Annotated in this window: 20 protein-coding genes; 10 read left to right on the top strand and 10 right to left on the bottom strand. The window is 69.5% G+C overall.

The genetic code is table 11. The features are described 5' to 3' along the window. Nucleotides 1–22: 22 nt before the first annotated feature. On the bottom strand, nucleotides 23–889 hold the full coding sequence (locus RPX00_RS43310) for a LysR family transcriptional regulator (RefSeq protein WP_406634594.1): 867 nt from the start codon (nucleotides 887–889) through the stop codon (nucleotides 23–25). 91 nt (nucleotides 890–980) lie between these two features. Here RPX00_RS43310 and RPX00_RS43305 point away from each other — a divergent pair, with 91 nt between their 5' ends. Then, entirely contained in the window at nucleotides 981–1,331 is a 351-nt protein-coding gene (locus tag RPX00_RS43305; protein ID WP_406634592.1) for a DUF488 domain-containing protein, read from the top strand. A gap of 9 nt (nucleotides 1,332–1,340) precedes the next feature. Here RPX00_RS43305 and RPX00_RS43300 read toward each other — a convergent pair whose 3' ends face one another. Then, nucleotides 1,341–1,676: a winged helix-turn-helix transcriptional regulator gene (locus RPX00_RS43300; RefSeq protein WP_406634590.1), complete on the bottom strand. Its 336-nt coding sequence runs from the start codon at nucleotides 1,674–1,676 to the stop codon at nucleotides 1,341–1,343. 80 nt (nucleotides 1,677–1,756) lie between these two features. On the opposite strand from RPX00_RS43300, the gene RPX00_RS43295 reads away from it, so the two are divergent. Continuing rightward, the gene (locus tag RPX00_RS43295; RefSeq protein WP_406634588.1) at nucleotides 1,757–2,521 is read left to right on the top strand and encodes a group II truncated hemoglobin; all 765 of its coding nucleotides are present in this window, start codon (nucleotides 1,757–1,759) and stop codon (nucleotides 2,519–2,521) included. Nucleotides 2,522–2,588: 67 nt separating this feature from the next. Here RPX00_RS43295 and RPX00_RS43290 read toward each other — a convergent pair whose 3' ends face one another. Genes RPX00_RS43290 through pstC form a run of 4 tightly spaced genes read right to left on the bottom strand, consistent with a single transcriptional unit; the run spans nucleotide 2,589 to nucleotide 7,072 of the window. Further along, nucleotides 2,589–4,148, bottom strand: coding sequence for a substrate-binding domain-containing protein (locus tag RPX00_RS43290; protein ID WP_406634586.1), 1,560 nt, complete (start codon nucleotides 4,146–4,148; stop codon nucleotides 2,589–2,591). Nucleotides 4,149–4,164: 16 nt separating this feature from the next. Then, nucleotides 4,165–4,983 carry a phosphate ABC transporter ATP-binding protein gene (locus tag RPX00_RS43285; protein ID WP_406643285.1) on the bottom strand — a complete coding sequence of 273 codons (819 nt, stop codon included), beginning with the start codon at nucleotides 4,981–4,983 and terminating at the stop codon, nucleotides 4,165–4,167. A gap of 5 nt (nucleotides 4,984–4,988) precedes the next feature. Next, nucleotides 4,989–6,095 (bottom strand): phosphate ABC transporter permease PstA, encoded by a 1,107-nt coding sequence (pstA, locus tag RPX00_RS43280; RefSeq protein ID WP_406634584.1) that lies wholly within the window; start codon nucleotides 6,093–6,095, stop codon nucleotides 4,989–4,991. Beyond that, nucleotides 6,092–7,072: a phosphate ABC transporter permease subunit PstC gene (pstC, locus tag RPX00_RS43275; RefSeq protein ID WP_406634582.1), complete on the bottom strand. Its 981-nt coding sequence runs from the start codon at nucleotides 7,070–7,072 to the stop codon at nucleotides 6,092–6,094. The genes pstA and pstC overlap by 4 nt, the downstream gene beginning before the upstream one ends. 134 nt (nucleotides 7,073–7,206) lie before the next feature. Here pstC and RPX00_RS43270 point away from each other — a divergent pair, with 134 nt between their 5' ends. Both RPX00_RS43270 and RPX00_RS43265 read left to right on the top strand, forming a co-directional pair. Beyond that, on the top strand, nucleotides 7,207–9,462 hold the full coding sequence (locus RPX00_RS43270; RefSeq protein ID WP_406634580.1) for a hypothetical protein: 2,256 nt from the start codon (nucleotides 7,207–7,209) through the stop codon (nucleotides 9,460–9,462). Continuing rightward, nucleotides 9,459–10,337 (top strand): sortase, encoded by an 879-nt coding sequence (locus RPX00_RS43265; RefSeq protein ID WP_406634578.1) that lies wholly within the window; start codon nucleotides 9,459–9,461, stop codon nucleotides 10,335–10,337. The genes RPX00_RS43270 and RPX00_RS43265 overlap by 4 nt, the downstream gene beginning before the upstream one ends. 47 nt (nucleotides 10,338–10,384) lie before the next feature. On the opposite strand, the gene RPX00_RS43260 is transcribed toward RPX00_RS43265, so the two are convergent. From RPX00_RS43260 to RPX00_RS43250, 3 genes are all read right to left on the bottom strand, one after another. Further along, a complete protein-coding gene (locus tag RPX00_RS43260; RefSeq protein WP_406634576.1) occupies nucleotides 10,385–11,359 on the bottom strand; it encodes a PstS family phosphate ABC transporter substrate-binding protein in 975 nt (324 codons plus the stop codon). Nucleotides 11,360–11,455: 96 nt separating this feature from the next. Further along, nucleotides 11,456–12,535, bottom strand: a complete 1,080-nt coding sequence (locus RPX00_RS43255; protein ID WP_406634574.1) for a substrate-binding domain-containing protein — start codon at nucleotides 12,533–12,535, stop codon at nucleotides 11,456–11,458. Nucleotides 12,536–12,669: 134 nt separating this feature from the next. Then, nucleotides 12,670–13,068 (bottom strand): DUF1508 domain-containing protein, encoded by a 399-nt coding sequence (locus tag RPX00_RS43250; protein ID WP_406634572.1) that lies wholly within the window; start codon nucleotides 13,066–13,068, stop codon nucleotides 12,670–12,672. A gap of 466 nt (nucleotides 13,069–13,534) precedes the next feature. Between RPX00_RS43250 and RPX00_RS43245 the strand changes: the two genes are divergently transcribed. Then, entirely contained in the window at nucleotides 13,535–14,446 is a 912-nt protein-coding gene (locus tag RPX00_RS43245; protein WP_406634570.1) for a LysR family transcriptional regulator, read from the top strand. Here RPX00_RS43245 and RPX00_RS43240 read toward each other — a convergent pair. Then, a complete protein-coding gene (locus RPX00_RS43240) occupies nucleotides 14,419–14,949 on the bottom strand; it encodes a flavin reductase family protein (RefSeq protein WP_406634569.1) in 531 nt (176 codons plus the stop codon). The two genes, RPX00_RS43245 and RPX00_RS43240, sit on opposite strands and share 28 nt — an antisense overlap. Before the next feature lie 130 nt (nucleotides 14,950–15,079). On the opposite strand from RPX00_RS43240, the gene RPX00_RS43235 reads away from it, so the two are divergent. The 5 genes from RPX00_RS43235 (at nucleotide 15,080) to RPX00_RS43215 (ending at nucleotide 21,029) form a co-directional block, all read left to right on the top strand. Further along, entirely contained in the window at nucleotides 15,080–15,943 is an 864-nt protein-coding gene (locus RPX00_RS43235; RefSeq protein WP_406634567.1) for an alpha/beta fold hydrolase, read from the top strand. Then, complete coding sequence (locus RPX00_RS43230) at nucleotides 15,940–17,583, top strand: FAD-binding protein (RefSeq protein ID WP_406634565.1); 1,644 nt, start codon at nucleotides 15,940–15,942, stop codon at nucleotides 17,581–17,583. The genes RPX00_RS43235 and RPX00_RS43230 overlap by 4 nt, the downstream gene beginning before the upstream one ends. Continuing rightward, entirely contained in the window at nucleotides 17,580–18,581 is a 1,002-nt protein-coding gene (locus tag RPX00_RS43225; RefSeq protein ID WP_406634563.1) for a 2Fe-2S iron-sulfur cluster-binding protein, read from the top strand. The genes RPX00_RS43230 and RPX00_RS43225 overlap by 4 nt, the downstream gene beginning before the upstream one ends. A 137-nt stretch (nucleotides 18,582–18,718) precedes the next feature. Further along, on the top strand, nucleotides 18,719–20,230 hold the full coding sequence (locus RPX00_RS43220) for an MFS transporter (protein ID WP_406634561.1): 1,512 nt from the start codon (nucleotides 18,719–18,721) through the stop codon (nucleotides 20,228–20,230). Then, nucleotides 20,208–21,029 carry an alpha/beta fold hydrolase gene (locus tag RPX00_RS43215; protein ID WP_406634559.1) on the top strand — a complete coding sequence of 274 codons (822 nt, stop codon included), beginning with the start codon at nucleotides 20,208–20,210 and terminating at the stop codon, nucleotides 21,027–21,029. Before RPX00_RS43220 ends, RPX00_RS43215 begins: the two co-directional genes overlap by 23 nt. The last annotated feature ends 45 nt before the right edge of the window (nucleotides 21,030–21,074 follow it).

The following is a 21,074-nucleotide window of genomic DNA, read 5'->3' as shown; positions in this document are numbered from 1 at the left end:
GGTGTTGCGTAACAGTGCAACGCTAAAACGCGGCCAGCGTGTCCATGACCGCGCTGACGATCCGCCGGGTCTGCGGCTGGCACGCCGCCCACGTCGTGAGCGGGACGTTCGGTTCGACCAGTTCGCTCCAAGCCCAGCCGGGCAGCATGCGGTGCGCGCTGGGGCGGCTGAGCAGCACCGCGTCCGCCTCGACGGCTTCCGCGCAGGCCAGCGCGTTCTCGTTGAACCGGGCGAGCCGCCAGTGCGGTGATATCCCGAGCCCGTGCGCCGCCGCGCGCATCTGGTCGTGGCCCGCCGGGACCTGCGCCCGGGAGTGCGCGAGGACCCGGACGTCGTCGAGATCCCGCAAGCGGCATTTCGCGCGCCCGAAAAGCGTGTGCCCCGGCCGGATCGCAACCCCGAACGGATGCTCGAACAGCCACTTCCCCTGCAGCGTCGACGGCGGGTTCTGGTGGACCAGCCCGATGTCGATCCGCCCCTCGCTGAGCATCCGCAGCTGTTCGGTGCTGCTGGCGTCCAAAAACGACAGTGCCGCGGCCGGCACCTGACGGCGGATCTCGGCCAGCGCCTTGAGCACCCAGTCCTGCGGAATCCCCGGCGGCAACGCGATCTCGACGTGTTCCTTGACCGGAGCCGCGGACCGCGTGACCTCGCGGGTGGCGTCGGCGAGCCGCAGCACCTGCCGGGCGTGCTCGTGCAGCGCCCGGCCCGCGACCGTCGGCTGGACGCCGGTCGGCACCCGGTCGAACAGCGGCGTCCCGAGTTCGCGCTCGAGCACGCGGATCTGCCTGGTCAGCGCGGGTTGCGAGATCAAAAGCGACCCGGCCGCCCGGCTGATCGACCCCTCGGTGAACACGGCGACGAAGTACCGCAGCTGACGCAGTTCCATACCCTGGGGTTATACCCGCTTCGTTTGCGTGGCGGCGCCCGCTGGCGGAGGCTGGACGGGAGCCCCCGCCGAGGAAGGAGCCGGTTGCCCGATGAGCCGAGTCCAGGTGCGCCGGGTCTACGATCCGCCCGAATCCACCGACGGCACGCGGGTGCTGGTCGACCGGCTGTGGCCGCGCGGGCTCAGCAAGGACCGTGCGCAGCTGGATGAGTGGCTGAAGCAGGTCTCGCCCTCAACGGAACTGCGCAAGTGGTACGCCCACGACCCGGACCGCTACGACGAGTTCGCCCGGCGCTACCGCGCGGAGCTTGAGGAACCGGAACGGGCCGAAGCGTTGGCGCGGCTGCGTGCGCTCGCTGAAGAGGGGCCGCTGAGTCTGCTGACCGCGACCAAACGCAGTGACATCAGCGAAGCGGCGGTGCTGGCCGAGTTGCTTTCCTGACCGCCAGGCTCAGGACGTGCCGACTGCGATGCCGTTGCGCTCGGCGTAGCGGCTGCCCCATTCGTACAGCGCGGTCAGCGCCGGGCGCAGCTCGTCGCCGGACGGGGTCAGCCGGTACTCCACCGTCGGCACCCGGCCGGCCACCTCGGTCCGGTTCACCAGCCCGGCCTCGACCAGTTCCCGCAGCTGTTCGGTGAGCACCTTCTCGGTGATCGACGGAATGGCCCGGCGCAGCTGGCCGTAGCGGTGCGGGCTTTCCTTGAGCCGCGCCAGAATCACCGGCTTCCACTTCCCGCCCATGACGTCGACAGCCAGCTCGACCGCACAGGAGTAGCGCGCTTTCATCCCGCCATCATCGCCTGCCAGGGGTACGCACCGGCAAGTGCGTACTAGGCGGCCGGCCCGGCAAGTGCTTGGCTGATCCGGTGATCATCGAGTACATCCGCTACCGCATCCCGGACGGCGGGCACGCGGACTTCGAAGCCGCTTACCAGCGGGCGGCCGAGTCGCTGGCCGCGGCGGAAGAGTGTCACGACTACGAACTCGCTCGCGCCGTGGATGAGCCCGGCAGTTACATCTTGCGCATCGGCTGGACCTCGGCCGACGCCCACCTCCACGGTTTCCGGCGCGGGCCGCGGTTCGCCGCGTTCTTCGCCGAGATCCGGCCCTACGTCGAGGACATCGAGGAGATGCGGCATTACGAACGCACCGAGGTGGCCGGGCCGGGCGGTGCGGTGCCGACACTCTACGAGTGGGCGGGCGGAGCAGCGGCGCTGGCGAAGCTGACCGAGGCGTTTTACGCGAAGGTGGCCGAGGACGACCTGCTCGCCGAGGTGTTCGCCGGGATGAGCCCGGAACACCCCGCACACGTGGCGGTCTGGCTCGGCGAGGTGTTCGGCGGTCCGGCTGCGTACACCGCGCACCACGGCGGGCACGAACACATGATCTCCCGGCATACCGGCCGCGCGATCACCGAACCGCAGCGGCGCCGGTGGGTCTCGCTGCTGCTGGCCACCGCCGACGATGTCGGGCTGCCCGCCGACCCGGAGTTCCGCGCCGCCCTCGCCGGATATCTCGAGTGGGGCAGCAGGCTGGCGGTGGTGTTTTCCGCGCCGGATGCCGGGCCGGTGGGGGATCAGCCGGTGCCTCGGTGGGGTTGGGGGTCGGCTCCACCTTGGCGGGGGAATTAACCTCGGCCGCGGGGAACACGGCCGAAACAGCTGCCTGGCCGCGTGATCTCGCCTTGTCGAGGCAGCGCTATCCCGTTCGTCGCAGCCGCCGGATGATTCCGCGGACCACTAACGGTACGCAGATCGCGGCGAACAAGACCAGCGCGGCCCACGCGCCGAACCCGCCGAATCCGCTGCCTTCGTACGCGGCAGGTTCGGCATTGCGCCAATCCCGCGATCCGCCATTCGCGTCCGAAGCATCCGGCCCGGAAGCCGAGGACGCCGCGGGTCCGGTCGAAGCCTGTGCACCGGCGGACGACTTCGGGCCCTCTTTCGCCGCGGCCTTGGGCCCGCCGCCGGTTCCGCCGTGGGTCAGCGCGTCCACTCCGCCCAGACCGACGAACGGGTCCTCGGGCGCGGTCGCTCCCGCCCCCAGGCCGCCGTGAAAGGTCGGGTTGGCGCAGTTGCCCGCGCTGAGCTGCTTGGCCGGACGGCCGGTGAGCCGGGCATTGGCGTTCATCATCTCCTGCGACAGGTTGGGCGGCAGCGGCGAATAGCCGATCCGCGCCATGTTGATCTGGCCGTCGCACGCGATGTGCTCGATGAACGCCGTCATCGTCTCCGTTTTGGCTCCGTCCGGATAGCCGCCCTTGCAGGTGTCCCGTCCGGACCCGCACGGTGTCATCAAATACGAGTAAGCCGAGATGGGGTAGGTCGACGGATCCGGGTTGGCGTAGACCCCGGACAGTTCCTGGCTGAGGTCCGGCCGCAGGTTGGCCTTGGTGAGCGCAGCCGCGATATTGGCCGCGTAGGGCAGGGTGTATTTTCCGGCCTGGTTCTCCACCCACGCGGTCGGCGCGTTGTATTTCTTCGCGTAACCGAATTCGTCGTATCCGATGGAGAACGGGACGCTGCCGTTGGCGAGCGTCTGCGCGATCTGGTCGGAATCCGCGAAAAGCCGGTAGAAATCCGCGTCCGGGCCCCGGGTCGGCAGCTGGATCGGCCGGACCCCGGCGGGCAGCGGTCCGATGCCCTTGTCGACGTTGCGGGAAACGAAATCCCCGTACGGTCCGGGGGCGACGTGGGCCACGAAGTCGTAGAACAACGCCGTGGTACCGGACTGTCCGCTGCGTCCCACCAACGTAATGGGCTGATCTGGCAAGGCAAAACCGCCGTTGGTCGCGCTGATGGCCGGGTCGTTCCAACGGGTGATCTGCCGCGCGAAGATCCGGGCGATGACGTCCCGGGTGAGGTGCAGGGTGTCGACCCGCCGTCCGCCGGCGTCGGTGACGTTGTACATCACTGCGACCGCTCCGGCGACATCCGGAACGTATTGATAGCCACGCTGTTTGGCGGTAGCCCCGCCGCCGCCAGCGGCTTCCAGGGAACTGACTTCCGCTTCGGTACCGGCGAAGTCAACAGTGTGATCGCCGTATTGATTGACCCCCGCCGGGGACCCGAGTGCGCTGTAATTGACCGGAATACCGCGGGAATTGGCGCCATTTTGCCAATCGCTCATCGCGAGCCCGACGTAGGTCGATCCGGAGCCGTTGACCTGGCTGAACGCTTCGGCGGCTGGCGCGAGCAAAACCTGGCCGGCCAGCAGCGCCCCCGCGCAGGCGAGCCCGGCCCATCTGGTGTGGTGCATCGAAGATCTCCCTGGATCAGCCGAAACGGCCGTGGACGTAGTCGTGGGTGCGGCTGTCTTCGGGATTCTCGAAAATCTGCTCCGTCGAACCGTGTTCGACCACCCGGCCCGGCTCGTTCTCCCCGGCGAGGAAGAACGCGCAATGATGCGAAACCCGTTGCGCCTGCTGCATATTGTGCGTGACGATCACGACGGTCACCTCGTCGGAGATCTCCACGATCGTCTGCTCGATCCGCCGGGTGGACGTCGGGTCGAGTGCCGAGCAGGGTTCGTCCATCAGCAGCACGTTCGGCTGCACGGCGAGCGACCGGGCGATGCACAGCCGTTGCTGCTGCCCGCCGGAGAGCGCGCCGCCGGGGGAGTTGAGCCGGTCCCGGACCTCCCGCCACAGGCCGGCGCGTTCCAGGCTCTGCTCGACCAGCCCGTCCTTGTCCGCGCATCGGACGCCGGCGAGCTTGAGCCCGGCGAGGACGTTGTCGCGAATGGACATCGCCGGGAACGGGTTGGGTTTCTGGAACACCATGCCGATCCGCAGCCGCGCGTGCTGCGCGCGGGTGCCCTCGGCGTAGATGTCGTCGCCGTCCAGCAGGACCTCGCCGGCCAGGCTCGCGGTGCCGACCAGTTCGTGCATCCGGTTGAGGATGCGCAGGAACGTCGACTTGCCGCAGCCGGACGGGCCGATCAGCGCGGTCACCTCGTTGGCGGGCATCGCGAGAGTGACGTCTTCCAGCACGAGCCGGTCGCCGAACCAGGCGTGCACGCCGCGCGCCTCCAGCGCCGCCGCGCCGGGCGGCGGCCCGCCGAGCACCCGGACGGGTTCGCGGGCTTCGAGGATTTCGGTCACCGGGCACTCCTGGGTTTCGTGCGGCGCGCCGACCAGCGTTTGCGGCCGATCAGCCGGGTCAGGGCGAACAGGGCGAAGATCAGCAGGATCAGCACCAGCGCGCCGATGTACCCGCGTTCCTGCGCCGAGGCGAGCGGTTCCTTGATGTAGCGGTAAACGAAGCGGGGCAAGCTTTCCTGCGGCTCGCTGAACGGGTTGAAGTTCATCGAAAGCGTGCCGAAGGAGGTGAACAGCAGCGGCGCGGTTTCGCCGACTACACGCGCGATGCCGAGGATGATCGCGGTGCTCACGCCGGTGCGCGCGGTCGGCAGCACCACCGACCAGACCGTGCGCGCGCGGCTCGCGCCGAGGGCGAGCGACGCTTCGCGGAGGCCGTCGGGGACTAGGCGCAGCACCACGTCCACGGTGCGGGTGACGGTCGGCAGCATGATCATCGTCAACGCGAGCGTCGCCATGAAACCGGAGAAGCCGAGTTGAGCGGGCGGCAAGATCAGTGCCGCGTAGACGAAAAGTCCGGCGACCACGGACGGCAGGCCGCTCATGGCGTCGACGAAAATCCGTACCGGGCGGCGGAACCGGGAGCGGGTCTCGTTGAGGAACACCGCGGTCAGCACGCCGAGCGGAACGACGAACACGAGCGCGAGCGCCGTTTGCTCCAGGGTGCCGACGATCGCGTGCAGACCGCCGGTCGCGGTCGCCGGATCGGTCGGCGCGACGGCGGACATGTCGTGCCCGAAGAAGGCCAGCCGCAGGCTCGGCACACCCTTGACCACGATGTAGCCGAGCAGGAACAGCAACGGGATCAGCAGGCCGACCGCGCCGCTCACCACGACCGCGGACACCAGCTTGTCGACCGCGGCGAGCCTGCCCAGCCGGTCGCGGGTGACGAGGTAGAGCATGCCGAGGTACAGCAGGTAGGCCACGACGAGGTCGGCGAGCCAGCCCGGCGACACCAGCAATTGGTGCATCACGAACCAGGTCAGCAGCGTCGCGGACGCGGCGCAGCCGAGCGCCACCAGCCGGTCCTGCGGGGTGGTTGCGGAGGTGCGGCGGCGGACCGGGACCGGACGCACTTCTTCGGTGCGGATTTCGGTGGCGGTCACGCGTCGACTCCCGCTCCGGAACGGCTGCGGGAAATGATCACCGACGCGGTGAAGTTCGTCGCGAGGGTGAAGAGGAACAGCACCAGCCCGGCCGCCATCAAACCGCTGAGCGCGGGTCCGGATTGGCCGGCGTTATTGGCGATGAAGCCCGAGATGGTCGCGCCGCCGAACTCCAGCAGGTGCGTCGTCAGTTCCGGAACCTGTGGCAGCAGAAGGGAAACCGCGATCGTCTCGCCGAGTGCCCGGCCGAGCCCGAGCATCGAGCCGCCGATGATCCCACCCCGGCCGAACGGCAGCACGACGGTGCGCACCATGCCCCAGCGCGTGCTTCCCAGCGCGAGCGCCGCTTCCTTTTCCCCGGGCGGAGTCTGGGTGAAAACCTCGCGGATGACCGAGGTCGTGATCGGGATGACCATCAGCGACACGACGAGCCCGGCGACGAACATCGAGTTGAACAGCACCGCGCCCGGTTTCGTTTCGAACAGCGGGAACCAGCCGAGATTGTCGGTCAGCCATTCCGACAATGGAGTGATGTACGGGCGCAGGAAGCTGAATCCCCACAGTCCGTAGAGCAGACTGGGAATCGCGGCGAGCAGGTCGACCAGCCCGGTGAGGAAGCCGCGCATCCGCGGGCTGGCGTAGTCGCTGATGAACAGCGCGGCCAGCACCGAAAGCGGCACCGCGAACGCGACCGCGATCAGCGCGACCACCACGGTGCCGTACAGCAGGCCGAGCACGCCGAAGCGCCCGGAAGCCGGGTCGAACTGGATCGTGGTGAAGAAGCCGAAACCGCTGGCCTCGAACGTGGGCGCGGACCGGTAGACGAGGAAGAAGCCGATCACGATCAGGAGCGCGAGCACCGAAAGCCCGGCCCCGCTCGTGACGCGGCGGAAGAGCCGGTCGGCGCGGGAAGGCAGGTCGGCGAGGACGAGACGGTCCGGCGGCGCGGGGCCGGACGGGGAGGTCGAGACGGTCACGGGAGCGAGTATTACGAGCCGGGAGCGGGGAAAGTTGGCTGGACAGCGAAGGCCCGACGGCGCGTACGTGAACCGGTGCCCGCGTTCCGTTCCCGTTTGTTGACGCCGCGCGCGACGCTGGAGAGGTTGAACCCATGAACCGCTTCAGACGCGTGGCGCTCGTGCTCGCCGCCGGGGTGCTCGCGGTGCTCGGCGTCGCCGCGGTGCCGTCGGCGTCCGCGCAGACGCAGCCGAGCCCGCTGAACTATCAGGTGCAGGTGACCGGCAGCGATCCGATGAACGCGCAGGACGGGGATCCGCTGCGCATCACGATCTCCGGGCTGCCGGCGGGGGCCACGGCGAACTACGCGGTGTGCCCGGTGCCGTTGCGGGACTCCCTCGTGAAACCGGCGACCGGGGCGCATAATCCGGACGTCGCGGCCCGCGTCACCGCCTACTGCGGGGCCTTCAACGACGAGCTGTCGGGCACGGAATTCAAGCCGCCGCCCACGGACGTCGGCCGGAGCGCGACCACGCACAACATCGTGTTCGACACTTACGTGCCGCGTGGGGCGCGCACGCCGGGAATCATCGCGTTCGACCCGGATTTCACCTCGATCAAGCCGGTGCCGCCGAAGCTGACGTGGCCGAACAACCCGGACCACAAGCAGTATTCGTTCTCCTGCGACGAGAACCACCCGTGCACCATGACGCTCCGGATCTTCGTCCCGGCGACGGCGACCGCTCCCGCGCGGACGGTGTACGACAGTTCGATCGTCTTCCGCGCGTCCGCTCCCGGGCTCCAGATCAAGGGCTGCGGCGGGGTCGGGGCCAGCACGCTGACCGGCAGCATGCCGGAGCGGTTCGGCCGCACCGCGGTCGGCTGGAACCAGATGCTCTGCGCGCCGACCCAGGCCGCGCAGCCGGTCAACATCGTGAACGAGAGCGAGGACGTCGGGCTGACCTCCTTCGACAAGGGCGAGTCGGACGTGCAGGTCACCGGCTCCGGCGGAACGCTGGCCGCGCAGCAGGTCCGCGCTCGCAGCTACGTCCCGGCGGCGCTCAACGCGACAGTGCTCGCCGCGGTCGGCTGGGCGCCGACGGATCGCCGGGACGACGGCGGCGCGTTGAACTCGCGACTGGCCGACAACCTGAAATTCAGCTGGGACGATCTCGCCAACCTGCTGAGCAAGGGCGGCCTGGCTCCGGACAGCACGGGCCGGGGCGGCATCTTCACCGACCAGTCCGCGCTGGTGCAGCGAAATCCCGCGCTGGCCGCGATCAGCGGAGCCGCCAACGCCCTCCTGGCACCCAACACGCGCGCCGGGCAGTTCACCACCGATTTCTACGGGGTCACCGGCGAAATCGGGACGAGCACTGTGCCCTTGGTGCTCAGCAGCAGGCTGAACGGGCTGCCCGCCTGGACCTACGGGAAGTTCGTGGATCTCCAGAAGAACCCGCTGAAGGGGAGCGAGGGGCCGGTCGGCGTGGTCACCGACCTCAACGCGCTCAACCTCGGCGACGGCGGCGTGCACAACGTCGACGCGAAGACCGGCCAGGTCAACGTGCGCAAGCAGGTCAGCAACGCGACGCTGGGGACGGGGAACGAGTGCGGGAAGGGCTGCCTGAACTGGGTCGTCACCGACCTGGCCACCGCGACCGAGAACGGCTGGGCTCCGGTGGCCCTGCCCAACGGCAAGGGCGGCTACGTCGCGCCGACCCCGAAGTCGCTGCAGGCCGCGGCCGCGCACACTGAGCAGGCCAAGGACGGCTCAGTGCGGATCGTCGCCAGCGACGACCCGGAGGCGTATCCGCTCACGTTCGTCGAGTCGCTCACCGCGCCGCTGAATCCGCTGGTGGACGCTTCGTGTGCGCCACAGACCGCGAAACAGGCGCAGTTGACGACCTTCCTGAAAGCCGCGACCAACGGCGGTCAGGGCACCCTGGGCGCTGGCCTGGTTCCGTTGACGCCGGACCTCCTGTCCGCAGCGCAGGCGGCCGCGGCGAAGGTCGGCACCGGCACGGCAGCGGCGTCCTGTCACGAGCAGAAGGAAGCGCAGAATCCCGGCTCGGCAGGCACCGCCGGGCCAGGTGCTACGCCCGGCGGTGCTCCGCCGGGCGGTGGTTTCGGCGGTCCGCTTGCCCGCTCCGGCTCGAACGGCCCGGGTGCGGCGGAAGCTGCCGCGCTGGCGATGAAGGCACCGACGCAGGCGAGCGTTCAGGAAGCGCGCAGCCTGGCCGCGTCGGTGAAGATCCCGCTGTTCCCGGGCGCGGGCGTGCTGGGCGCGCTGATTCCGTTGCTCGCCGTCGTCGCGTTGGTGTTGCTGCCCTCGGCGACCGGGTATCTGACCGCTGGGAAGCCGTTGCCGTCGTGGGTCAATCGGCTCGTTGCGTTGCGGTGCCGGGCATGACCGCGACGCTCAGCGCCTCGGTGCGCTTTACTCCTAAGTGGACAGTGGTCGCGGTGGTCGGCTGGCTGGTCACCACCGTGGTGTGCTTCGGCATCGTCGCCTACGCGCTCGGGCCGATGCTGGCGAACAACGACCAGCGGGCGGCGCTGTCCGTGCTGCAGGACCGGATGGCGCAAGCACAGGGAGCGGCCCGCACGCTGCTCGGTGCCGCGCCGGTGACGAAACCGCCGGAGTTCGGTTCGCCGGTGGCGGTGCTGGAGATCCCGAAGCTGCACGCGCAGCAGGTCGTGCTCGAAGGCGTGGAACCGGGGGAGACGATGTCCGGTCCGGGGCACGTGCCGGGCACGTCGGGGCCGGGGCAGCCGGGGAACTCGGCGATCGTCGGCCGGTACTCCGGGTATGGCGCGCCGTTCTCCCAGCTCGGCGAACTGTCGCGGGGAGACAAGCTCGTCGTCGCGACCACGCAAGGGAAATCGGTCTATACCGTGACCGACACCGCGACCCGCGACCTGGACGAGGACCGCGACTACGGCCGTACCGAGAACGACCGGCTGACGCTCGTCACGTCGGATTCATGGTGGCCGGGCTCGGCATCGAGCGCGACGGTGGTGACTGCGGTCCTTGACGGAAAACCGTTTCGTCCCACGCCGCAGAACGGCCGGGCGGACGCTCAGGACGGGCGCACCGGCGATCCGAGCGGCTGGGCCCGGCTGGTGCTGGCCTTCGGCGGTTTCGCGGTGGTGGCGGTGGGCGCGACGGTGTTGTACCGGCGCTGGCGTTCGGTGTCGACGTATGTGCTGACCACGCCCGCGTTGCTGGCGTTGGCGGTGCTGGCGGCGTCGGCAGTGTGGCGGTTGTTGCCTGCTTGGGCCTGAAAGCTCGGGACCGGGGGCTGGGTGCGCCAGCCCCCGGTTCGACGCGGTTACGAGAGGGTGCAGGTGATCCCGGCCGGGCTGGCTGGCAGCGGTTTGAAGCTGTACTGGGCCAGGATGCTGGCGTAGCTGCCGGCGCAGAGCGGGCTCGGGCCGGTCTGGTCGAAGCCGATCGCGTTGACGGCCGCGTCGTGGGACGGCAAGCGGGTGTCGACTACGTAGTAGACGGAGTGCGCGCCGAGAAAGCCCTCGCCGTAGGCCGGGACGTAGTTTTGCGGAGTCCCCGCGACCGGGGAAGCGTCCGAACCGGCGCCGATGAGGGTTCCGGCGAGGAAGCCCGCACGCTTGTCGCTGACAACGCCATTGCCTTGCTCGGCCCACTGCGCCACGGAGTACGGCGCGATCGCGGTCGGCCGGTCGGCGGCGGGAATGGTGGTGGCGTCGTGTTCCCGGAACCGATGGACGGCGACCGGCTTGGCGGCCGGGTCGAAACCGAGGACCGCCTTGGCGAAAATCACTGACGTACCCGAGCCAGCCGGGGGAAGGTACACCGTGATGGGTGCGTTGGCACCGCCGACCTGGTTCCAGTTGGTGACGGTGCCGTCGTAGATGCCGCGCAGCTGGGCCAGGGTGAGGGTGACGCCCGCGCCCGCACCGGTCGACGAGGCGGCCCAGGACACCGCGTCCTTGGCGAAGCCGTAGTACTGGAAGGCCGCCGGGTCGGAAGGAGACCGCGGCAGATCGGAACGGACGACGTCGCCTGAGCCGTCGCCAGGATCGAACGGGCCGCCGGGCGCGGGATCCGGCGGGAGGTTGACGTAGGTGTCGGGGTCGGTGTTCGCCGCGGAAGCGTTGGCGGCGGCGAAGATCGCGCCAGTGACTTCGTAAGTGGTACTGGCTCCGACCGCGGTGACGACCTCCTGGACGCCGTTCGGGCCGGGCACCGCGTCGGCGAGACCGGGGAAGAGGAGGCAACCGGCCGCGACGGTCGCGGTCACCGCGGAGATCTGAGCAGTGCTTCTCACGTGCGCTCCTTCAGCGGTAGTAGTGCGGGCGGAAACGGAACCGGCCCGGCCGGGGAAGAAGCTCCCTGGCCGGGCCGGTCCGGTGTGCTGAGCGGATCAGGAAAGCGTGCAGGTGACGCCGTTCACCGGGGCGAGCGGCTTGAAGCCGTACTGGCTGAGCGTGCCGGCGAGGCTGCCGTTGCACAGCGGGCTCGGGCCGGACGAGTCGAAGCCGACCGCGTTGAGCGCCGCGTCGTGCGACGGCGAGCGGGTGTCCAGCACGTAGTACACGAAGCGGGCGCCGAGGAAGCCGTCGGCGAAGGCCGGGGCGTAGTTCGGCGCGGAGCCCGAAACCGGGGCGCCGTCCGAACCGGCACCGGTCAGGGTGCCCTCGAAGAAGCCGGCGCGCTTGTCGCTCACGACGCCGTTGCCCTGCGCGACCCACTGGGCCACGGAGTAGGGCGCGATCGCGGAAGCCTGGTCGGCCGCCGGGATCGTGGTGCCCTCGTTCTCCTGGAATCGCTTGATGGTGACCGGCTTCGTGGTCGGGTCGAAGCCGAGCACCGTGTTCGTGAAGAACGACAGCGTGCCGGAGCCCGCCTGGGGCAGGTAGACGGAGATGGGGGTGTTGGTGCCGCCGACCTGGTTCCAGTTGGTGATGGTGCCGCTGTAGATGCCGCGCAGCTGGGCCAGGGTCAGGGTGACGCCCGCGCCGGCTCCGGTCGACGAGGCGGCCCAGGACACGCCGTCCTTCGCGAAGGCGAAGTACTGGAAGGACGACGGGTCGGAAGCCGACCGCGGGGAGGAGGAACGGGCGAGGTCGACCGAGCCGCTGCCGGCCGCGGCGGCGTTGGCCAGCGCGGTCTTGCCCGCGGAGGAACCGTTGGGCGGCGGGTTGGTGCCGTTGTAGGTGGTTCCGTTGTCGTAGATGTCGCCGGGGACGCTGAACGACGCGCCGGGCGCGAGAACCGGCGGGACGTTGACGTAGTTGTCGGGGTCGCTGTTCGCCGCGGAGCCGTTGGCCGCGGCGAAGACCGCGGTGGTGACGTCCGCGATCGTGTCGGACCCCACGGCCGCCACGACCTCGGGGAGCTGGTTCGGGCCGGGGATTGCGCTGGCGGTACCCGGGAAGAGCAGGGCGGCGCCAGCGGCGGCCGCGGCGGAGACGCCCACGAACCGGGCAGTACGAGCACGCATCAGTTTGTACTCTTTCTGTCTGGTCTCGACCACGGGATTCCGTGGTCGAGACCAACCTCGCGGGGTTGCGCGAACAGTGCCCGGCAATTCGCGTTCCCGCCCGACGGCGCGGGAGTTAATGCCCGACGAACGCGTTAGCCGGGCAGCCGGTACTTGGTGCGCCAGTCGGTGATCCGGCCCTCCGCCGCGAATTCCGCCGCCTCGCCGATCGCGGTGACGAATCGTTCGTATCCGTGCTGTGCTTCGATCCGGCGTCCGTAGGCGTGGCTCGCCGACGCGACCGGGCCGTTGCCCGCGCGCAGGATCCACCGCCAGTCGATTCCGTGGTCGTGGGTCAGTTCCATGCGCGTGCGCGGGAGGTTCGCGCACAGCCATTGGATCGCCGCGACGCATTCCTCCCCGTTGCGGTAGTCGACGGTGCCCAGCCCCAGCGAAGCGTTGTTCGTGCCGAGGAGCCGCCACCTCGTCGCGTTTCCCGGGCCGCCGATCAGCTGGAAGCGGGGAGTCCGGCGTGGACTTCGAGCGCTTTTCATGTGTCGCAACCTCAGTCCGGCTCGGACGGCTGTCCGGTGACGAGCCGTCGCAGTCAAAAAGGACATCGCGGGCCTGCCGCCGGAAAGTTACTGTCATCGGTTAAGCGGCGACGGCCACCCGGTGAACAGCGGGTGGGCGCGGGCATTCCACAGTAGACCGCCGGCCGGCGGTCACGCTGGAGATTCTTTTCGCCACTCCTGGCAATGACATCGCCGCATTCCGCGCCTGCGTTTCGCCCGCGCGGTGAGTTCGCCGCGAGTTCGCCTGTTCGCCGCAACGGCGATTCAGGCGTTCGGCGGCACCCGCGGCGGGGTAGTTGGGGCACTCTCGGTGTCCTTCGGGGCGCGAAAATCCCGGTCCGCTGGGCCGGGCCCGGCATTTCGCGTCGTGGCACAGGGGAGGAGGCCGCGGTGGCGTCTACTGTGGACGTCCGGGGCCGGGCGCGTTTCGGATATGGTTGGCGGAATGGCTGATCTGACGCTCACCGGCCTCCGGGTCGTGGTCGAGGTGGCCCGCACCGGGTCGTTCAGCGCTGCCGCGCACCGGCTCGGGTACACGCAGTCGGCGGTGTCGCGGCAGATCGCGGCCAGCGAGCGCGCTACCGGAACCGCGTTGTTCGAACGGCATGCGCGCGGAATCCGCCCTACTGCGGCGGGCGAAGTGCTGATCCGGCATGCCGGACGGGTTTTGGACAGCGTGAGCGCGGCCGGGAAGGAGCTGGCCGGGCTGCGCGATCGGCTGGCCGGGCGGATCGCGGTCGGCGGATTTCCCGCCGCGTCGGCGGTTTTGCTGCCGAGGGCGATTTCCCGGCTGCTGCGCGCGCATCCGGGCGTGGAGGTGCAGATCGCCGAATCCGCGACGCCGGCCCAGCTGCAGTCGCTGCGCCGCGGTCGGCTCGACGTCGCGGTGGCCGTGACCGGGGACGGATTGCCGGAATACGATTTCGCAGGAGTGCGCCGCACCGAATTGCGCGGCGGAATCGGCTACGGCGTCGCGGTCGCGGAAGCGCATCCGTTTGCCGGGCGCAGCTGGGTCGAGCCGGGCGAACTGGCCGAGCAGGACTGGATCGTCGGCGCGGGCAGCGCCCCGGATTTCGGGGCCTGGCCGGGAATCGCCGGGCCGGAGATCGCGTTCGCGGTGCGCGCGTGGCCGACGCGGTTAGGCCTGGTCGCGGCGGGGCTGGGAATCGCGCTGGTGCCGGGCTTCGCGGCGGACTCGCTGCCGGCGGACGTGCGGTGGGTTCCGGTACGCGATGAAAGCGGCGGCTTGCGACGTTCGCTGTGGGCGGTGACGGGGGAGCAGCCGGGGGCGGCGGCGGTGGCGATGGTGCGGGCGTTGGAGGAGGAGGCTCAGCGGTCGCTCCAGCCCCAGAGGTAGCCGGGGACCTCGTCCGGACTGCCTTCGACGCCGAAGTCGCCGCGGTAGAAGATCATCGGCCGGTCGTCGGCGCCGGGGTCGAGGGCGAGCACGCGGCCGAGGACGATGTCGTGGTCGCCGGCCGGGTGCACGGTTTCGACGTCGGCGTGCACGCGCAGCAGCACCCCGGGCAATTCCGGCGTGCCCCACCGGGAAAGCTCCCAATCCAGCCCCTCAAAACGCAAACCGCGGCGGGATCCGAAGCGGGCGCAGAGGTCGGCTTGCGGTTCGGCCAGCACGTTGACGCAGAACCGGCCCGCGGACCGGATGCGCGGCCACGCTCGGCCGCCGCGGTCGGCGCAGAACAGCACCAGCGGCGGTTCCAGCGAAACCGACGTGAAGGACTGGCAGGTGAACCCCACCGCCTCGCCGTCGTCGACGCCGGTCACCACGGTGACGCCGCTGGCGAACCGGCTCAGCGCGCGGCGCATCTCCAACGGGGCCGGGGCTTCGGTGGTGTGCATGGCTTCGACGGTAAAAGCCGCCGGTATCGCGGCGGTTCGGGCCTCTCGGTCACCGGGACTGCCGCACCGCGCGCGTCCGGCGGCTGGCTAGCTTCGGCGCTATCCCGCACCCACGAGCAAGAGGTCAGCCATGCCGGAACTGAGCCACGACGCGACGCTGCGCGAACTTCGCACCGACCGGGGCGTGCTGCGCTACCACGAAGCAGGCGACGGCCCGCCGGTCGTGCTGTTGCACGGATCCGGTCCCGGCGTCACCGGATGGCAGAACTTTCGGGAGAACCTGCCGTCGTTCGCCGCGCATTTCCGGTGCCTGATCCTGGAATTCCCCGGTTTCGGCGTGAGCGACCCGGTCGCGGAGCCGCCGATGCCCGCCGCCGAACGCGCGGTGCTCGATCTGCTCGACGGGCTCGGCATCAGCTCCGCGGACCTCGTCGGCAACTCGATGGGCGGGTTCGTCGCCACCCGCACCGCGATCGCGCAACCGGAGCGCGTGCGCAGGCTGGTGACCGTCGGCGGCATGGGCACGAACCTCTTCAGCCCGGCTCCGGGGGAGGGCATCAACCTGCTGACCGAGTTCGTCGAGGATCCGACGCGCGAGCGGCTCGTGCAGTGGCTGAATTCGATGGTGTTCGACCGGCGGCTGATCACCGACGAGCTGATCGAGGAGCGCTGGCGGCTGGCCACCGCTCCGGATTCCTTGGCCAGTGCCAAGAAAATGTACGGCAAAGGTGTGCTCCAGGCGCAGGCGGCCGCGGCAGTCGACGTCACCCCGCTGTGGGCGACGCTGCGCAAGATCCGCGCCCGCACCCTGATCACCTGGGGCCGCGACGACCGGGTCAGCCCGCTCGACATGGCGCTGATCCCGATGCGCACGATTCCCCACGCGGAACTGCACATCCTCCCCAACTGCGGGCACTGGACGATGATCGAGCAGAAGGACGCGTGGGAAAGCGCCGTCCTCGCGTTCCTGCTCCGGAAGGACGGCGAGCGATGAGCTGGGACGCCGAGTACGACTTCGTCGTCGTCGGGTCCGGCGGCGGCGGGATGACCGCGGCCCTGACCGCGGCGGCGGCCGGGCTGGACGTGCTGGTCGTCGAGAAGGGCGCGATGTACGGCGGGTCCACCGGGATTTCCGGCGGCGGCATCTGGATCCCGAACAACCCGACGCTGCGCGCGGCGGGCCACGACGACAGCCGGGCCTCGATCCGCCGCTACCTCGAATTGCTCACCGAGGGCCGGGTGGACGCCAAGCGGCTCGACGCGTACGTCGACCACGGACCGGCGGCGATGGAGCTGCTGGAACGCAGCAAGTGGCTGCGGTTCTTCTGGGTGAAGGGCTACGCCGATTACCACCCGGAGCTGGAGGGCGGCCGTCCGCTGGGCCGCTCGGTCGAGGCGAAGCCGTTCGACACCCGCCGCCTCGGGGAGGACGAGCGGCATCAGCGGCCGAACACGATGAAGGGGCCGCTCGGCCTGTGGGTCACCGCGAAGGATTACCACGATCTGGCGATGGTTAAGCGCACCTGGCGCGGCCGGTGGGCTTCGGTGGTCGCCGCCTGGCGGGTCTCGTCCAACCTGGTGCGGCGCCGGCACATGGCGACGGGCGGCCGGGCGCTGGTCGCGCGGCTGCGGATGGCGGTGAAGGACGCCGGGGTCCCGCTGTGGCTGCGGTCGCCGATGACCGAGCTGGTGGTCGAGGACGGCCGGGTGACCGGGATCGTCGCCGAGCACGACGGCGCGCAGCGGCGGATCCGTGCCCGCCGGGGCGTGCTGCTGGCGACCGGCGGCTTCGAGCACAGCGCCGATCTGCGGAAACGCTATCTTCCGGAAGCCGCGTGGGACGATTACAGCGGTGGCGCGCGGGAGAACGTCGGCGACGGCATCGAGGCCGGGCTCGGCGTCGGCGCGGCCACGGATCTGATGGACGACGCGTGGTGGATGCCGTCGGTGCGGCATCCGTCCGGCGCGGTCGTGCCGCTGGTGTCCGAACGCTCGATCCCGCGCTCGGTCATCGTGTCCGCCGAGGGCACGCGGTTCACGAACGAGTCCGCGCCGTATGTCACCTTCGTGCATGCGCAGCTCGAGGGCGGGCACGTGCCCGCGTGGTTCGTCATGGACGCGAAGGCCCGCGCGCGGTATCCGTTCGCGCAGATCCTGCCGGGCGCGCCGATTCCGGAGCCGTACTACGCGGCGGGAATCGCGCACCGCGCCGAGACGCTTTCCGGGCTGGCGGAGAAGATCGGCGTTCCGGCTGACGCGCTGGCGGAAACCGTGGCACGGTTCAACGGATTTGCCCGTACCGGAGTGGACGACGATTTCGGTCGCGGCGAATCCGCTTACGACCGGTACTACGGTGACCCGACGCTGCCGAATCCGTGTCTCGACGCGATCGAAAAGACGCCGTATTACGCGTTCCGCATCGAGGTCGGCGATCTCGGCACCAAGGGCGGTTTGGTGTGCGACGAGAACAGCCGGGTGCTGCGCGAGGACGGCTCGGCGATCGACGGCCTGTATGCCACCGGCAACACGACCGCCGCGGTGATGGGCAACGAATACGCCGGTCCCGGTGCGACAATCGGACCGTCGATCGTCTTCGGCTATCTCGCGGCGCAGCATGCCGCGCGCTCGGCATGAGTGCGATGCGGGTGCGGGTGACCGAGGTGATCCGCGAGACCGCCGACGCGCATTCACTGGTGCTGGAACCGCTCGACGACAGTTTCGATTACCTGCCCGGACAATTCCTCACCGTGCGCATTCCGTCCACTGAGGACAGTGTCGCGCGCTGCTATTCGCTGTGCAGTTCGCCGCATTGCGAGGAGCCACCGAGAATCACGGTGAAGCGCACCGCCGGCGGGTATGGGTCGAACTGGCTGGTGGACAACGCGGTCGAGGGGACCGTGCTTGAGGTGCTGCGGCCGTCGGGCACGTTCACGCCGCGGTCGCTCGACGCGGATCTGCTGCTGCTCGCTGGCGGCAGCGGGATCACGCTGGTGATGTCGATCCTGAAGTCCTGTCTGCGGGCCGGGTCCGGACGGGTGACGCTGGGCTACGCGAACCGGGACGAGCAGTCGGTGATCTTCCGGGACGAGCTGATCCGGCTGGCGAAGGAATATCCGGACCGGCTGACCGTGCTGCACTGGCTGGAATCGGTGCAGGGCTTGCCGACCGAGGCCGGGCTTCGGGCGCTGCTGGCACCGTATCGGGAGCGGGAGGTGTTCCTGTGCGGGCCTGGCCCGTTCATGGAGCTGGCCTCGACAGTCCTTAATGGACTCGGGGTGGAAAGACTTACCGTGGAACGGTTCACGTCGCTGACTGGCGATCCGTTCGCCTCGGTGGCGGTGGCGGAATCCGGTCCGGCGAGCACGGTCGAGGTCGAACTCGACGGGGAGACGCGGACGTTGCGCTGGCCGCGGGACAACGCGTTGCTCGACGTCTTGCTCGCGGCGGGGATGGACGCGCCGTTCTCGTGCCGGGAGGGTGCGTGCAGTGCCTGCGCCTGTGTGCTGGTGAGCGGGGAAGTGGACTTGGCGCACAACGAAGTCCTCGACGCGCAGGACCTCGCGGACGGGTTGATTCTGGCGTGCCAGGCTCGGCCGCGGACGGACCAGGTGCGGGTTACGTACGAGGCCTAGTGCGGACTCCCGGTGAGCGGGATCGCGCCAAGGTCGTTCCGGCGCCGTGATTACGCTCACGTCGATTCCGGCCTCATCAGCGCGGGACCTCGTATTCCGGCGGGGATTCCCCTGATCACTTCTGGAAAGGGACCGGCATGGCACTCGACCTGAATCCGGCTAACGGACCTGTTCCCCGCGGGCGGATCATCGCGGTCTGCGCGCTGATCATTCTGCTCTCCGAAATAGCCACGTTCGAAATCCTCATGGTGTACCCGGCGCTGCCCGGGATGGCCGCGCATTTCCGGACCCTCGACGTGGCGCAGGCGGCTTCGGTGGTGACGCTGGCGGGCGCGGTCGTGCTGCCGCTCGCGGGCAAGGCCGCCGACCGCTACGGCAAGAAGCGGATCATCCTGGTGATGGGCGGGATCTTCCTGCTCGGCAGCGTCCTGTGCGCGACCACCGACGTGTTCGCGGTGCTGCTGATCGGACGGCTGCTGCAGGGCAGTCTGGTGGGCATCGTGAACATTTCCTACGCGCTCGTCCGCGACGTGGTCCCGCGCTCCTACGTACCGGTCGCGCTCGGTTCGGTGGTCACCGGAATCGGGATGGGCGCGGTCGCCGGACCGTTCCTCGCCGGCACTCTGATCGACAATTTCGGATTCCGCAGCGTGTTCTGGTTCATGGTCATTTACGTCGCCGTCCTGCTTCCGCTGCACGCGTGGCTGGTGCCGGAAAGCAGGGTGCGGGTCAAATCGTCGTTCGACATTCTCGGGGCCATTCTGCTCGGCGCGAGCCTCGGCGTGCTGCTCGTCGCCGTCGGCAAGGGCGGGGTGTGGGGCTGGGGCTCGACGACCACGATCGGCGCGTTCGGCCTCGGCGTGCTGCTGCTGGCCGCGTTCGTGCTGCGCGAGCTGAAAGTCGCCGAACCGCTGATCGACCTGCGGGTGCTGGTCGGGCGGAAGTTCCTGCCGACGGTCGTGGCGGTCGGGCTGGTGTCGTACATGATGAACGCGCACGGCATCCTCAGCCCGACCATGTTCGAGACCCCGCACATCCCCGGAAACACTTACGGCGTAGGACTTTCCGCGTTGCAGCTGGCATTGTGGACGTTCCCGCTCGGCATCGTCGGTATGGTCGTCGGCCCGCTCGGCGGCTACCTGTCGAAGCGGATCGGCGCGCGGCAGGTGCTGCTCGCGTCCAGCCTGTGCTTCCTGGCGGTGATGTTCCTCGGCTCGCGGATGTTCACCGTGCAGTGGCAGGTCGCGATCACCAGCTTCGTCGCCGGGTTCGCGGTCGGGTTCCTGCATTCCTCCAACGCGAACCTGCTGCAGGACGCGCTGCCCGAGCGGCTGGGCGGCGCGGGCAACTGCATCGCCGGCGTGATCGCGATGCTGGCGTCGTCGGCCGCCGTGACGGTGACCGGCGCGATCATGGCCGAGCACGTCCGGATGACGCTGCCCGGATCGCACGCGGTGATCTACGGCGACTCCGCGTTCACCCAGTCCTATCTGTGGGCTGGCGTCGTCGGCGTCTTCGGGGTGGCGATCATCCTGCTGATGAAACACGGCCGCAAACCGGCGCAGGGCGGGCTGGTCGAGGAAAACGGCGGGCTCGCTCCGGTGGCGGTGGGTCATACTGCGTCGCGTGGATCAAGCGGTAGGGACTGACGACGGGGTCCGGCTTTGGGCGACACGGCAGGGCGACGGCGAACCGGTCGTCTTCTGCCACGGCGGCCCAGGCCTGTGGGACATGATGGCGGACGTCGCGGCTGCGCTCTCGGCAGCCGCGACGGTCTGTCGCTGGGACCAGCGCGGATGCGGCCGGTCGCAGCGGCAGGGGCCGTACTCGGTCGAGCGGACCGTAGCGGACCTGGACGCGGTCCGTGCGCATTTCGGCTGGGACCGCGTCGCGCTGCTGGGGCATTCGTGGGGCGCGCAGCTGGCGTTGCGCTACACGCTGGCGCATCCGGAACGCGTGACGAAGCTGGTCTACGTCTCCGGCACCGGCATCGACTCGTCCTGGCACGCGGACTACCAGCGGAATCTCCGGGAGTCACTGGGCGGGCACCTCGCGCGCTGGGAGTGGCTGCGCGACCGGGAGCGTACTGCGGAGGAAGACCGGGAGTACTGCGTGCTGCAATGGTCGGCCGACTTCGCGGACCGGGAACGGGCGCTGCAACACGCCGAAGCGATGGCGGACCCGTGGTTCGGCGTGAATTTCGAGTGCAACGCAGCTTTGAACCGCGAGCCTTCGCCAGACCTGCGCGAGCAGTGCGAAACGCTGAAGGTGCTGACGCTGATCGTGGACGGGGCAGCGGACATCCGCCCGCGCTGGGCAGTGGACTCGCTGGAACAGGCACTGCCGAACGTTACGCGGGTCAGCCTGCCCGACGCTGGTCACCTGCCGTGGGTAGAAGACCCGACCGGTTTCCACACCGCAGTCAGCGGCTTCTTGAGTGGTCCGTGAAGGACTCCTTGAAGGAATCAGATTCCCATGCCAGGGACCTAGGCC

Source organism: Amycolatopsis sp. WGS_07 (genome assembly GCF_045278895.1).
Classification (GTDB): domain Bacteria; phylum Actinomycetota; class Actinomycetes; order Mycobacteriales; family Pseudonocardiaceae; genus Amycolatopsis.
Note: the sequence above shows the minus strand (reverse complement) of the source record. Positions and strands in the feature narration are given on the sequence as shown.